Consider the following 12,923-nt stretch of genomic DNA (forward strand, 5'->3'; position numbering starts at 1 on the left):
TTTATAAGAGTTTGATGGCGCCGTCTTGGTGGTTCTTGCGAAGGGGTCACACCTGTTCTCATCTCGAACACAGAAGTTAAGCCCTTCAGCGCCGATGATACTTGGGCCGCCCAAGCCCTGGGAAAGTAGGTCGCCGCCAGGACAGCGCTATTAAACAAAGAAAAACCGCCCAATATGGGTGGTTTTTTTGATTTTATTAAACTTTTTATTGACTTTTTTAGGGAGTGGGTTAGAATTAAATTAAATAAGAACTGGTTTATTTTAAGGATTAAATCTATTTTTAATATTAGTATATGGAGGATACAAAAAATATAAGTCAAGAAGAGAAAACTATCTATCGCAAACACTTCAATGCACGAATGTGGGTAGCTTTTACTATTACGTTATTGTTAGTTATAGCTACAATCCCATTTTCATTTGCTAACAATGCTGATTACCCGGATTATCCGGTAATAATATTCCCTGCCTTATTTATTGGTTTGGGTATTTGGAGCTTATTGTTGTGGGGATATGTGCCTCGAATTTTCTCTCTTTCTGAATATCTTTATAAAAGATCATACCGAATATTTAGATATAGATTTCTACCACTTACTGAAGATGCTGAAATTATAGCTAAACAAAGAATTTATAAAAAAGTAAATCCAATCTGGAATATTCTTATTGCTTTAGGGCTCTTCTTTTGGGGTTATTTACTATATTTATCTGTGATGATATAATCGACTTAACTAAGATATTTAAACGTGCTACCTTGTAACTATTTTTGGGAGATCCCCCTGATCCGGAGTTTTACTTCGGTGATTATAAGAAAACTCGAGTCATGACTCGAGTTTTTCTTTTATTAGATATTGGGAAAAGACTATTTTTAGTTATTCTTAATATTCTCTTCGGTTTGTTTTTTCCAGAGTAGATATCCTGCCAATCCACTGGTCATGATTATTCCAATAATAATGTATTGAATCATTTTTTTCTTGTTATCTCTGGTTTGAGCTAGTAGATTTTTTTGTAGTTCATCATTTTCTACAGTATTATTTATAGCATCTTGGCTATCTGGTCTTTTTATATCTTCCTTATTTCTTGGAGTAAGCCTTATTTTATCTCCTTCGGGTATGGTTAATCCTGTAACAGATAATTTATCTCCCACTTTAAATCCCCCAACAGTTAAACCACTACCCTTGGTTAGATAAACCTCCACCTCGCCTTGTTCATCGATTAAAGTGAGTCTTGGACTTTTCTTGGCCGCTACTTCTCCATTAAAGATTACCAATTTTGGATGAGGAGGGTTTTGTATGCTTTGTGAATTTTCTTCTTGTGGTTGTATGATGTCTCCTTGTCCGATCTTGATAATATCTTTTAGATCCGAGGTTTTAATTCTTGGGCCAACTTGTGTTTCAGATAATGTTCCGGTTATTGATATCCTATCTCCAATAGACATTTCAGGGAAAAGCTTTTTTGAATTATATACCTGATAGATTTCCTTAGCGGTATCCGGCTTAAAATGAAAGTACTGGACACTAAAAGAACCTGGTAGGGCCACTACTGTGCCAGTCATGAGATTTTGGCCGTTTTTGGTGGTCGTCTTAGGGTCTGCAGTCGTGCTTAGGGCATTAGCTTTTCCCGGGGTTGGCGTTTTAGTCCAAGTCCAGCCTGAACCGATAATTATGTAAGATTGTTCTTCTGGGGCATTACTATATGAAACACTGTCTATAATCTCTTGCCCGTATCTTAAAGTTATTGTTTCATTGGCATTACCCAAGGGGATGGGTAGATATTGCGAGGTTAAGACAAAATAAGCACCAGGAGCTATCTCCAGATTTTCGTTAAAACTTTGTCCTTGTTTGTTTTTAGTTGAGATAGACCAACCTAAGAGGTTAACTGTTTGTTCTCCAATATTTTTTAATTCCAACCATTCTTTATCTCCATCCGCCCCCTTGGGGTTGGGAAATATTTCACTTAAACGCAGAGAGGTTGGACCGGTTAAGTTAAGATTTTGCGTATCAGGTCCTCCAGTATGGTTTTGCCCTTTGGCTATATTAATTTTTTTACTAATCATGGACACTCCATATTCTGTCCCAACTGTTAAAATTACCGTATAATTACCAGCTTTAACATAGACATGTTCAGGATGTTTTTCTTCACTAATACTACCGTCTCCGAAGTTCCAGACATAAGATAATTTTCCTCCACCAGAGATAGTGTCTGAGCTATCGAAAGTAATTATTTCTCCATCTTCAATAATCCCAGACCAATTAAAGCCGGCGGTTGGGGGAGTGATAAAGACATTTCTTTTGTTGGGAGTTTGAATCATAGTCCACTGCCAGCTTAGGTTTACTTGTTCCCCGCCTTCGTTTACCATAGCATAACTAAAACCTTCAGCTGTTTCTTTATATGAGACAGTGTGTAGGGCGGTAGATCTCAAGGGTTGATGAAGTTTAATGGTGGCTCCTGAGTTATTTAAATTAAATCCAACGCTTGAGTTAATGGTTAAATAATCTCTGGCTTTAATGGTTTGTCCTTGCTTAAATTCATAGGTAAAGATTCCGCCGATGTCTAGTCGCCAGCCGTTTAAGTTAACAGTTGTTTCTCCTCTGTTATATAGTTCAATAAACTCTTGTCCAGGTAGCTCACTGTCTATACCTATCGGGTTAGGGAATATTTCGCTGATTACTATATCCTTTGTGTAGTCATAGCCTCCAGTTTTTTCTCCTTCGTTTATTTTGGTTATAAGGTTAGGGCCGTTTTTGGTGGGGGTTGAGGTTAGAAAAAAACTTTCTTTATCTGAAGAAGCCTTAAAGCCATCTTCTTGCCTGGCTGTACTAAAACCTTTACCAGCTGCCGGAGCGTTGTCTTCTACTAGGCCGTCATTCCAGTCTCCATAAGTAACCTGATCAATTATCTGGTTAAGTTGATTACGTAAAATAATAATATCTCCACTATTGTTAAGAGCACCTTTTGGTTTATTAATAATATAATAACGATTATTTTCTTCCGCACCGATTAGACCGGTAAGTTTTGTTTTAGCACCAGAGCCGTCTTCAATCGTCCAGTCTGTTAAGTTAACAGGCTCTTGTGTAATGTTATAAAGTTCAATCCACTCATCTTGTCCACTTGGCGGATCGGAGACAAACTCGTTAATAACAATATCTGTTAGTCCGTTATTATTATTAGACTCTTCTTCGTTGTTGCTTTGCTCATTTTCTTCTTCTTGATTTTCTTGCTCATTTTCTTCTTCTTGCTCCTCCTCATTTTCTTCATTTTCACTCTCCTCTTCCTCGTTATTTTCTTCATTAATAATATGAAAATCTAGGCTGTTGTTGTTTGTGTCTTGATAGTTTATTCTCTCTAGCCATTGGTTAGCTCCCGGGTTGATGGGGTAAGCTGAGCCCTCAACTAAGGCGTTTAAAGCTTCTCCCCAACCGACAGCGTCAATAATCGCACCGGTGTTATTGGAGCCAAAGCGCAGAGCTATGGCATTATCATTGGCAATGGTCTGATTTGAAGAAATATCTGCCCCTAGCGATTCGGCAAAACCGTTATTGGCATTTGCCCAAGTGTAGATACCACCCGGTAAAAGCAGCGTCGCTTCGCTCCAGCTAATAATCATTGTGTCGGTTATACCGTTTTTGGTTCGTTTAACCAATCTAAGGCCATTTAAATCCAAGGTTTCGTTAGTGTTATTATAAAAAACCACCGCATCCTGATCTGTTTTACCAGGCCCTCCGGTAATGCGTACTCGGTTAATTAAGAGATCGCCGGGTGAAATGGCTCTAACGATCGGGACAACGATTAAAAGAGCTATGGCAGCTAAGGCTACATAACCCAATAGACGACCAAGAGGTCGTTTCTCTCCAAAATAAAACATAAGATTAATGTTAATGAACGGAGAGATTTTTGGAGAGGTTTTAAGAGGAGAGTTTGTTTTTAAACCAATTAACCCAAGGTATTTCCATGGGGTTAACTTTGTTTTCAAGAGCTAAATAGTATGTTAGCCAACCACCTAATTGCAACATAACCAGGGCTTGGATTAAAGCGTTTGAGCCAACAAGGCTATATGAACAAACAGTAATATTTTGTTTCTTAATAACTTCTTTAGTTAAATCAAGTCGTTTATTGATTCTTTTGTCATTAAGGCTTGATTCAAAAAACAAAGCAGCCAGTCTTTTTTTATTGGAGGACGGATACTTAAGACCTTCCATGGCAAAATGGTTCATTTCGGATAAGACCAAGTAAGAGGCGTAGTTTTTGGCGTTTTCGCACCATTGGTTACGTAGAGTCTTAAGATTACCTTCAAATAATGGACCACCGATTAAAATAGTTTCTTTATCTGATAGCTTTTTTGCCAATTTTTTAATTGAAGAGCTATTATTTTTTAGATCTTTGTTACTTTTTTTAACTTGTTTGATTAAATCTTTTATTTCTTTGTCTGGTAATTTAATTACTCCGAGTTTTTTAAGTATAAGCAAGAAAGAAGCTAAGGAAAGACCAAGTCCGGCACGGGGTTGATTAGATGGATTGGTTTTGGTACTAAAACAAAAACGGGAAATATTGTCTTTTTCGGCTTTTTTAAATAAGGTACTGTTTTTATCTCCGGTTAAAGCCAGTAGTTGAGCACCTCTTTTTTTAGCTTTGTCATAAGCGACTAAGACTTCTTCGGTAGTTCCGGAATAAGAAGAAAGGATGTAGAGAGTTTTTTTATTAACATGACCATTAAGTTCATAACCTGGTTCAATAATTAAGGGGATTTTAAGTTTATTTTGCCAAATTGATTTAATAATCTCCGCTCCAAGATTGGAACCACCCATACCGTTAACAACTATTTTATCTATGTTTTTAACAGAGGGTTTTATGATAAGGTTTTTTTCATCACTAAAAACCGCTGCCATTTGATCCGGCAACTTACTTAAAGATTCTTCAAAGACTGGGAAACGCATTGAGCGCTTGAGAGCGAGAAACATAATATAGATAGTGTAGCGGATTTTAGGAAAGAAATCAAGCTTAGTTGCCTACTTAGATGATTTGTTTTTTTAGGGCTTTATCAAGCTCAACTTCTAAAACAATTTTCTCCCCCTTTCTTCCTTTTCTTTATCAGTAAAAATTCTAACTGTACCATACTCTCCGTCATAGCCGGGTTTAATAGTTAATTTACCCTCTCTTACTCTCTTAATACCTTCGGTAATCTGGGGAAAAGTTTTATTTATAGTTTTAAGATCAGTGTCTAGGAGTATGGTTAGTTCTGATCCTAGCTCTTTCGTCATTGCCTCATAAATCTGTTGAACCTTTTTAGAGAAGCGACTTTTAATATTTAATGATTCAGCGATTATCTTATCCAACTCCACAATTTTTACAAAAGGCGATACCTTTTCTGGTCTTTCTCCTTCTTTTCTGTCTGCTAGTTCTTCAACTCTGTTTAATACCCCAATAACCAACGGCTTATTGCATTTTGGACAAAGATTTTGGTGTTTTTTAGATTCTTTAGGTTCAAAACTTATATTACAAGCCCGATGTCCGTCGTAATGGTACATGCCTTCTTCCGGATAGAACTCTATGGTTTTAATAATTTTTTCTGTTTTTTTGTAGCGGATAATATCATAAATTTCTTGGTAGCTTGGTTCTTTACTTAAAGAAAAAACACTAGCTTCTCTAGCCAAATTAGCTAAAGAGTGGGCGTCTGAAGAAGAAAGCAGGGTAAGGTTATCTAAACCAAAGATTCGCCAATTCATGTCGGGGTCACTGGAAATACCGGTTTCATAGGCATAGATATGTTCAGTTTGTTCATGAAAACATTCTTCTACTGAGTTAAAGCCGGATTTTGAACCAAACATAGAAAACCAAGGAGTCCAGATATGGGCGGGGTAGATTAAGAAATTGGGATCAATGGATAAACAAAGTTTAACTAGAGCAGGGCAGCTCATACCGAGAATAGGTCTTCCGTCTGAACGGATATTGTAGTGTTTATCCAGATAGTCGTTTAAAGTTTTAACCGCTTTAAGGTTAGGAGCGGTAACCATAATGTGTACTCTTCGGGCTTTTCCGCCATCTTTGTATATTAAAGATAATTCGGTAGAGAGAATAAATTTAATGGAGTTGTCTTGAGAGGTTTTTAGCCTATATAATCCCGAAGAGTTAATTTCTTCAAGTTGGTTATTAATATCTCTAAACCAAGCCGGATAGGTAAAGTCACCGGTAGCAATAATATCGATACCCTTAACCCTACAATTAGCTTCAATATTAGGTAGAGTAAGCCTAGGACTGCAGGCCCGGGAATATTTGGAATGGATATGGAGATCTAGAATGTGGTTCATGGGGTTATTGTAGCAAAAAAAGAGGTCAGAGGAAAGGTTTTTATTTAGGGCGATAATCATAAACACCTCAATAGGTTGAGGTGTTTAAGTATTTACCAGGTTATTAATATGGCTTATTAATTATTTCCTATGTTTCTCGCACCGGCAGTTTTTTCCAATAAAAGCTTCAAAATATTCTTTACCGTAATTATAGAAAAGTTCTTCCCCGACTTTAATATTTCGTGTAGCCCTAAATCTTATTCGTTTGGCGTATTGAATTGGTTCGCAGTTGGTTTTAATGCAAGCATGATTAATATAGCGGGCGAGGTTTGAGGGGTTATTACCGTCAATCGTCCAGGTCTTGCCTAAAGCGAACAAGTATTTGCCTTGTTTCTTTTGGGCCTGTTCATCGGTTAACAGAGGTCCTGTATATTCAATGATAAAAGAACCTTTTTTAATGGGTTCTATAACAAATAAACCAAGGCCGGAAGTGCCTCGTTTAACACATAATTTAGCACGTTGATCATTATTAATTGATTTCATAGCTAGCTTTTTTCGTAGTTAAATTTTTTCCTTTTTAATTTCTTTAGTTTTTTGACCTCAACAAATTCTGCTGTTTCATATTTAATTAAGACTCCTTGTGCTAACTTAGCTCCCTTTTTTATACTTATAGATTTATTAGTTGTATTTTTAAATATTAATTGTATTTCATCGTCATCACCACAAAAGAAGGGATCAATGATACCAACAGAATGAGGCATAACTAAACCTGTATGAGTTGGAGTGCTACTACGTGAAACAACTAATAATACATATCCTTTGGGTATAACTAAGGCAACATTGGATGGTATGCTTCGTATTTCATTGGGCTTAATAACTATGTTGGTTCTGCATAAAAAATCAAAGCCAGCTGCCCTTTTTTCGTATTCTGGGAGTGATATATTTTCATCAAAGCGTTTTATTTTAATTTTCATATATCTTCTACTATTATTTTTTAATGGTGTAATGAGCCTTACTCTTTCTTTTTAGTTATAAACATTACAACTAAGGAAGCAATAAATATTGCGATAAAGGTGTAAAGAACCTTCATGAAGGCTTCTTTAGCCATTTCATTGGTAATAACCTCCCAAATTGTTAAGATCGCAATGAATAAGGTAACCAAGGAGAATAGGATCAATAAGATCCCTATAAATTGCTTAATTTTTGACATAGAGTTAAATTAATTATTAATAAATAAATTTTATAGATAACATAAAAACTAACTAAATTTTATCAATATTTAGCTAATTTTACAAGGACATTTATATATTTCTTTAAAAACACTAAGTCTCTTCTCTAAATAAAGGAATTATTTATTTTTATTTACAACCAGCTTCTTCATATATTTTCCCCTAAAGTGATTCACTCCTCTTAATAATTTCTTGTGCTATTTTTCTAAGTGAACGATTTGCATCTATAATGATTACACCTTTTTGTTTTAAATTATTTTCCCATTTGGTTTTCTGACTAAATATCCATTTTTGAACCTCAGTTGTTCGTCCAAATTCATTTATTTCACGAGCTTTAAGTCTTTCACGAAGTATATTTTGGTTTGTTTTTAATAAAAATACTTTATTAAATAATGGGAGTAAATCATCTAGATTTGAGGCGGTTCCACAGTAGAATATGATTCCTTCTGAATTTTTACGAATAAGGCTTTGTAGTCTTTTTTTATTACAGATCCAATCGCTTTGTTTTACATTTTCAAGATTATCATTGTCATAATTTTTAAATGGTTTATTTGTTCCTTTGTGAGTTATGGTAAATAAACCGTTAATATCTTCAATTCCAAATGCTTTGTGGCCAAGTTTATTTAGTTCGTTACAAATGGTAGATTTACCTGTACCAGCAATACCTGTTATTAATATTTGTTTGGCCATATACTATTTATTATTTTAATTTTCATGTTAGGTTTTTTGGTCTTCTGGTTTATTTTCAGCGTTGGTCGTTATTAAAATAATAATCCAGAACTCCCAGCTGTAGGGTAAATATTTTTTCAGGTGATTTTTCAAATATATTTTTTAGTTCAGATTTCTTAATCCACTTAATATCTTTACATTCTTCTTGCTGCGCAATCGGTTCTTTATTTTCAACCCTACAAATAAAAACAAATCCAATCCAAGGTTCCCCGCCTTTTATTTGCTGTTGACAACAGAATGGTTGAAAGGCAAAAGAGCCATCATTTTTTGGAGAATGTGTTTTGGTTTTTATATTAGGAAATATTTCTAAAATTTTTAATCCGGTTTCTTCCAATACCTCTCTATAAAGAGCATCATAAACATTTTCGTATTTATCAATCCAACCAGCCGGAATTTCTAAAGTTCCGGAATACTCAGGATCTTTTTCCGGCTTCCATCTGGTTTGCATCAAAATTTCAGTTTCACCGTTATGCTCTCTTTCTATTATAGCCGAAACAACAGGGAAACAAGTGTTAATTGTATTTATTTCAGTCATATTACTGATTAGTTAATAGTCTGGTAATTAAATATTTTTTAAGATAGTAGCTAAATTTTATCAATATTTAGCCAATTATGCAAATAAAATAGGCTTGTTTTGCTTCTCTTGGTTTTTCTGCTACACTGAAGCTATGATTATTTTTTTATACGGTCCGGACGATTTTCGGGCAAGACGAAAAATTATTGAGCTTAAAGCTAAATTTGTAACCGAAGTGGATTCGGAGGGTTTAAGCGTTTCTTATTTGGACGGGCAGACTGCTACGCTTGAGGTATTTAACGAAATAATCACCCCCAAGTCTTTATTCTCAGATAAGCGCTTAGTGGTTATTGATAATTTACTTCGTAATAAGAATAAAGAGTTTATAACTGAAGCAGCAGATTTTTTTATTAAGGAAAAAGATAGTGAAAATATTTTGGTTGTATATGAAGAAAGTTTTATTGAGAAAAAAACCGGTGGTAAGGTTTCTATTATGAAACCGGGGGCAGGAGATCGTTTATCTCCTCTTAACAAAGCCGAGAAAAAGCTTTTTGATAGCCTTTCCAAAGGACCCTTTGTCCAGCCCTTTATGAAATTATCTGGTAGTGACTTAACTAAGTATCTGGCGGTTTTAGCTAAAGAACAAAAGGTTTCCTTAACCGTACCGGCCGCTAATCTCTTAGTGCGTTTTTTGGGTGATGATCTTTGGCTTTTATCTAATGAACTCTCTAAGTTGTCTGCTTATGTCTTGGCTCAATATAATAAAAAAGAGAAACAAAAGGAGAAACAGACTACGGAAAAAAACCCTTCTTCCCCAATTATCTCCGAAGCTGAAGTTAAAGAACAAACTGGCAAAACTTCTTCTGAAAGTATTTTTTCCCTAACAGATGCTTTAGCTAATCGGCAAAACGCTTTGGCACTAGAGTTTCTTAACCAACAGTTTAAGGCTGGTGTACATCCCCAGTATTTAGTTACTATGATGCTTTGGCAATTTAAGACCTTAGCGATGGTTAGAGAAGCCCTAGATAACGGAGTTTCACAAACCGAGCTTAAAAAGGCTTTAAAGCTTCATCCTTATGTTATTGAAAAAAGTATTAACCAGGTAAGGCGCTTTAGTCTATCTGCTATTAAAAAGGTTATTAACGAATTACTTGAACTTGATCTTAAAAATAAAACCGGCCAAGGAGAACTAAACGTTCTTTTGCCGGTAACGGTAGCTAAGTTTTAGGTAAGAAAAAGTAGTTAATAAACAGTGGTTAATGATAAAAAAATAAGGGCTAAGCCCTTATTTTTATTTCTTACCTAAAGCGGCGTTAAGTTTTTTGTGAAGACGAGACTTCTTCCTGCCGGCTGTATTCTTTTTGATCAAACCGGTTTTAGCGGCTTTATCTAAAGTCTTGGCGGTTTGTCTTAGAAGCTCTTTAGCTCCTTCTTCTCCGGCGGCAATGGCCTTTTTGGTTTTCTTGGTTAAAAGATTAATTTTATCTTTTACCTCAAGGTTAGCGGCCGCTCTTTTCAAACCCTTACGCAGCTCTTTCTTGGCTGATGGTTTATTTGGCATATTATATGATAATAATTAAGCAATACCAGGATTCTAGTATACATAGCAATATTCAGCTGAATATTGAGACTTAAGTTAATAAATTTGTCTAAATTTCTATACTTAGCTTATTTTAACTATATTATAGTTAACTTTTTTTGTCAATATTTCTTGGTCTTATATAGTAAGAGATAAAGTATTTTTAAGTAATTTACGGACTAATTCTGGGTATTGACAGTATTAAAATTATATGTAATAATGATTAATTCTTTAAAAACCAAAAAAACAAAGGAGAATCATCATGGACATTTTAGTGTATTTAATTTCTATTTTGCCGTTTATATTGGTAATACTACTTGTTCTTATAGTAGTTCGTCTTGCGGCTAAATACCGCGTTGTTGTACCAACCAATATGGTTGACATAGTGCAGTCAAGAAGAAATACCACTTCATATGGCACTGGACAAGAAGGTAAGAATGTGTATTTTGCTTGGCCAAGCTGGATACCTCGTATAGGTGTCACAGTTATTAAACTTCCTGTTTCAAACTTCGATCTTTCCCTAAAGGACTACGAAGCATATGATAAGGACAGAGTACCTTTTATGGTTGACGTGACAGCGTTCTTTCGTATTACAGATACAAGAATTGCTGCGCAAAGAGTAAAAAGCGTGGAAGATCTTACTCACCAATTACGCTTAATAGTTCAAGGTGCTGTTCGAAAGGTTCTTGCTTCGGACGTTATTGATGAAGTTATGACACAGCGTTCAAAATTTGGCGAACAGTTTACTGCAGAAGTTAAGGATCAGCTTGTAGAATGGGGAGTTGAATCAGTAAAATTCATGGAATTAATGGATATACGTGACTCCCATGAAAGTAGAGTTATCGCTAATATTATGGCAAAAAAAATATCTCATGTTGAGATGGAGAGCCGTCAAGAAGTAGCGAAAAACAACAAGCAAGCTAGAACTGCAGAAATTGAAGCCGAACAGGTTGTGGACATAAGGAAGCAGGAAGCAGAACAGGCTGTTGGAGAAAGAACAGCTGATAAAGATAAGGCGGTTGGGATTGCTAAAGAAACTTCTAAGCAAGAAGTTTTATCGGCAGAAAAAGTTACCAAAGAAAAGGAGATGCAAGTCAAGAAAGTTGATGAAGTGCAATCTGCAGAGATTAAGAAGGAGAGAGAAATTGTTGCTGCTGAAGAAGACAAGAAGACAAATGTGATTAGAGCTGAAGGACAACTTGAAGCTAAGCGTCATGAAGCTTCCGGTATTCAAGCTGAGGGTACGGCCAGAGCTGAATCTGAAAAATTAATGCAACTTGCTTCAGTTGAAGCCATGATTACGTTGGCGAAAGAAATTGGTGCTAACCCCAATTATCAAACCTACCTTGCTACCCTCGAAGCAATTAAAGCCTACATAGCTGTTGGTAGTAAGCAGGCAGAGGCTTTAAAAAATGCTGACGTTAAAGTCATATCAAATGCAGGTAAGCCAACTGAAGGTTTTAAGGGTGTTATGGATATTTTTTCAAGCCAGGGAGGAGCAGAGCTTGGAGCCATGGTTGAGGCTTTTGCTCAAACACCAACAGGAGAAAAATTCCTTCATAAGTTAGGTGTTGATATGCCAAAACAACCGGTGAGTCAAGAAGAAAAAGATGTTAAAGTTGTTAAAAATTCAACAGAATAAATAGCAATTTTTTAATTTTAAATAAGTATAAAATAAACCATTTGACACGATAAGTACGTCAAATGGTTTTTTATTTATAAAAGTTTAAGATAATCCAGCCCAAGATAGCCAACTTCAACATCTGTCATTTTTCCACTTCGTAGAAGTTCTCTGAATTCCTTAAGAGGCATTATAGTAACTTCGGCAAATTCTTGGTCGTCCAGTGTTTGTTCCTCAGTTTTTTTACAATCTCTAACCACAACACAATACCGGCGCCTGGTGGAATAAGCGCAGTCTAATACTTCCGTCACTAGTTCGGCTTGGCCTGTATAACCGGTTTCTTCTTTTAGTTCCCTTAGAGCCGCTTCCTCGGGTGTTTCTCCTTCATCCATACCTCCTCCGGGCAGTTCGTTGAGAATTTCCTTGGGCCCTGGTCTGAATTGTTTAGCGAGAATAATCTTTTGATCTTCAGTTACTGCTACAATAGCAACGGCTTGACCTTCTTTTTTAATATAAAAATCAACTTCTTGTTCATTAGGCATTTTAAAGATAACTTTTTCAATTTCTTTACCATACTTACTTTTAAAAACAGTTTCCCGAGAGATTTCTTCCCATTCTTTAATTTCCATATAATTGTATTTATTATTATTCTTCTAATAGTAGTTAATAAGTATGCTTTTGTAAAGATTGACAAAGCCGTAAATTAAGACTATGATTTAAGTAGTTTTAAGACTTGTTTAATTCTAAACCTATGGAACCGATAGTGCAAGAAATATTTGAACTAGTAATGATTAAGCTCCGTGAACAGGCAGCTTATACTCGTGATGCTTATAAAGAAGTTGTTATTGAAACCATTGATTATTTTACTGAACGCGGTAAGATCTCTGATGACGATAATCTGGAATTTATTGAAGATCAATTAATGGAGATGTGGGAAAGAGTGGAAGCTAATTTGGATTAAGTATTTTATTTT

General features: G+C 35.5%; 14 protein-coding genes and 1 rRNA gene. 5 read left to right on the forward strand and 10 right to left on the reverse strand.

Features of this window, described 5'->3' with window-relative positions; all coding sequences use genetic code 11:
• Positions 1-24 precede the first annotated feature (24 nt).
• Positions 25-142, forward strand: a 5S ribosomal RNA gene (gene rrf, locus QY321_00445).
• Positions 143-293: 151 nt separating this feature from the next.
• Complete coding sequence (locus tag QY321_00450) at positions 294-716, forward strand: hypothetical protein (protein ID WKZ24892.1); 423 nt, start codon at positions 294-296, stop codon at positions 714-716.
• A gap of 146 nt (positions 717-862) precedes the next feature.
• Here the strand turns inward: QY321_00450 and QY321_00455 are convergent, their stop codons facing one another.
• From QY321_00455 to QY321_00490, 8 genes are all read right to left on the reverse strand, one after another.
• Complete coding sequence (locus QY321_00455) at positions 863-3,859, reverse strand: lamin tail domain-containing protein (GenBank protein ID WKZ24893.1); 2,997 nt, start codon at positions 3,857-3,859, stop codon at positions 863-865.
• Positions 3,860-3,899: 40 nt separating this feature from the next.
• Positions 3,900-4,952 carry an SIS domain-containing protein gene (locus QY321_00460; protein ID WKZ24894.1) on the reverse strand — a complete coding sequence of 351 codons (1,053 nt, stop codon included), beginning with the start codon at positions 4,950-4,952 and terminating at the stop codon, positions 3,900-3,902.
• Positions 4,953-5,045: 93 nt separating this feature from the next.
• Positions 5,046-6,299, reverse strand: coding sequence for an endonuclease Q family protein (locus QY321_00465; GenBank protein WKZ24895.1), 1,254 nt, complete (start codon positions 6,297-6,299; stop codon positions 5,046-5,048).
• A gap of 120 nt (positions 6,300-6,419) precedes the next feature.
• Positions 6,420-6,821 (reverse strand): SET domain-containing protein-lysine N-methyltransferase, encoded by a 402-nt coding sequence (locus QY321_00470; protein WKZ24896.1) that lies wholly within the window; start codon positions 6,819-6,821, stop codon positions 6,420-6,422.
• A gap of 2 nt (positions 6,822-6,823) precedes the next feature.
• Complete coding sequence (locus QY321_00475; GenBank protein ID WKZ24897.1) at positions 6,824-7,252, reverse strand: dUTP diphosphatase; 429 nt, start codon at positions 7,250-7,252, stop codon at positions 6,824-6,826.
• Positions 7,253-7,290: 38 nt separating this feature from the next.
• Positions 7,291-7,488, reverse strand: coding sequence for a hypothetical protein (locus QY321_00480; protein WKZ24898.1), 198 nt, complete (start codon positions 7,486-7,488; stop codon positions 7,291-7,293).
• A 181-nt stretch (positions 7,489-7,669) separates the two neighbouring features.
• On the reverse strand, positions 7,670-8,197 hold the full coding sequence (locus tag QY321_00485; protein WKZ24899.1) for an AAA family ATPase: 528 nt from the start codon (positions 8,195-8,197) through the stop codon (positions 7,670-7,672).
• Positions 8,198-8,252: 55 nt separating this feature from the next.
• Positions 8,253-8,771 (reverse strand): NUDIX hydrolase, encoded by a 519-nt coding sequence (locus tag QY321_00490; GenBank protein ID WKZ24900.1) that lies wholly within the window; start codon positions 8,769-8,771, stop codon positions 8,253-8,255.
• A gap of 133 nt (positions 8,772-8,904) precedes the next feature.
• Between QY321_00490 and QY321_00495 the strand changes: the two genes are divergently transcribed.
• A complete protein-coding gene (locus QY321_00495; protein WKZ24901.1) occupies positions 8,905-9,978 on the forward strand; it encodes a hypothetical protein in 1,074 nt (357 codons plus the stop codon).
• A gap of 63 nt (positions 9,979-10,041) precedes the next feature.
• Here QY321_00495 and rpsT read toward each other — a convergent pair whose 3' ends face one another.
• Positions 10,042-10,311, reverse strand: coding sequence for a 30S ribosomal protein S20 (gene rpsT / locus QY321_00500; GenBank protein WKZ24902.1), 270 nt, complete (start codon positions 10,309-10,311; stop codon positions 10,042-10,044).
• 322 nt (positions 10,312-10,633) lie between these two features.
• Between rpsT and QY321_00505 the strand changes: the two genes are divergently transcribed.
• Positions 10,634-11,971 carry an SPFH domain-containing protein gene (locus QY321_00505; GenBank protein ID WKZ24903.1) on the forward strand — a complete coding sequence of 446 codons (1,338 nt, stop codon included), beginning with the start codon at positions 10,634-10,636 and terminating at the stop codon, positions 11,969-11,971.
• 74 nt (positions 11,972-12,045) lie between these two features.
• On the opposite strand, the gene QY321_00510 is transcribed toward QY321_00505, so the two are convergent.
• Positions 12,046-12,579, reverse strand: a complete 534-nt coding sequence (locus tag QY321_00510; GenBank protein WKZ24904.1) for an NUDIX hydrolase — start codon at positions 12,577-12,579, stop codon at positions 12,046-12,048.
• A 122-nt stretch (positions 12,580-12,701) separates the two neighbouring features.
• On the opposite strand from QY321_00510, the gene QY321_00515 reads away from it, so the two are divergent.
• Complete coding sequence (locus QY321_00515; protein WKZ24905.1) at positions 12,702-12,911, forward strand: hypothetical protein; 210 nt, start codon at positions 12,702-12,704, stop codon at positions 12,909-12,911.
• Positions 12,912-12,923 lie beyond the last annotated feature (12 nt).

Source organism: Patescibacteria group bacterium (assembly GCA_030583705.1).
GTDB lineage: Bacteria > Patescibacteriota > Patescibacteriia > Patescibacteriales > Patescibacteriaceae > Patescibacterium.

Excerpts from the sequence above, each read along its gene's own strand:
- QY321_00450 (WKZ24892.1), top strand. The coding sequence starts at position 294 with ATGGAGGATACAAAAAATATAAGTCAAGAAGAGAAAACTATCTATCGC.
- QY321_00455 (WKZ24893.1), bottom strand. The coding sequence starts at position 3,859 with ATGTTTTATTTTGGAGAGAAACGACCTCTTGGTCGTCTATTGGGTTAT.
- QY321_00460 (WKZ24894.1), bottom strand. The coding sequence starts at position 4,952 with ATGTTTCTCGCTCTCAAGCGCTCAATGCGTTTCCCAGTCTTTGAAGAA.
- QY321_00465 (WKZ24895.1), bottom strand. The coding sequence starts at position 6,299 with ATGAACCACATTCTAGATCTCCATATCCATTCCAAATATTCCCGGGCC.
- QY321_00470 (WKZ24896.1), bottom strand. The coding sequence starts at position 6,821 with ATGAAATCAATTAATAATGATCAACGTGCTAAATTATGTGTTAAACGA.
- QY321_00475 (WKZ24897.1), bottom strand. The coding sequence starts at position 7,252 with ATGAAAATTAAAATAAAACGCTTTGATGAAAATATATCACTCCCAGAA.
- QY321_00480 (WKZ24898.1), bottom strand. The coding sequence starts at position 7,488 with ATGTCAAAAATTAAGCAATTTATAGGGATCTTATTGATCCTATTCTCC.
- QY321_00485 (WKZ24899.1), bottom strand. The coding sequence starts at position 8,197 with ATGGCCAAACAAATATTAATAACAGGTATTGCTGGTACAGGTAAATCT.
- QY321_00490 (WKZ24900.1), bottom strand. The coding sequence starts at position 8,771 with ATGACTGAAATAAATACAATTAACACTTGTTTCCCTGTTGTTTCGGCT.
- QY321_00495 (WKZ24901.1), top strand. The coding sequence starts at position 8,905 with ATGATTATTTTTTTATACGGTCCGGACGATTTTCGGGCAAGACGAAAA.
- rpsT (WKZ24902.1), bottom strand. The coding sequence starts at position 10,311 with ATGCCAAATAAACCATCAGCCAAGAAAGAGCTGCGTAAGGGTTTGAAA.
- QY321_00510 (WKZ24904.1), bottom strand. The coding sequence starts at position 12,579 with ATGGAAATTAAAGAATGGGAAGAAATCTCTCGGGAAACTGTTTTTAAA.
- QY321_00515 (WKZ24905.1), top strand. The coding sequence starts at position 12,702 with ATGGAACCGATAGTGCAAGAAATATTTGAACTAGTAATGATTAAGCTC.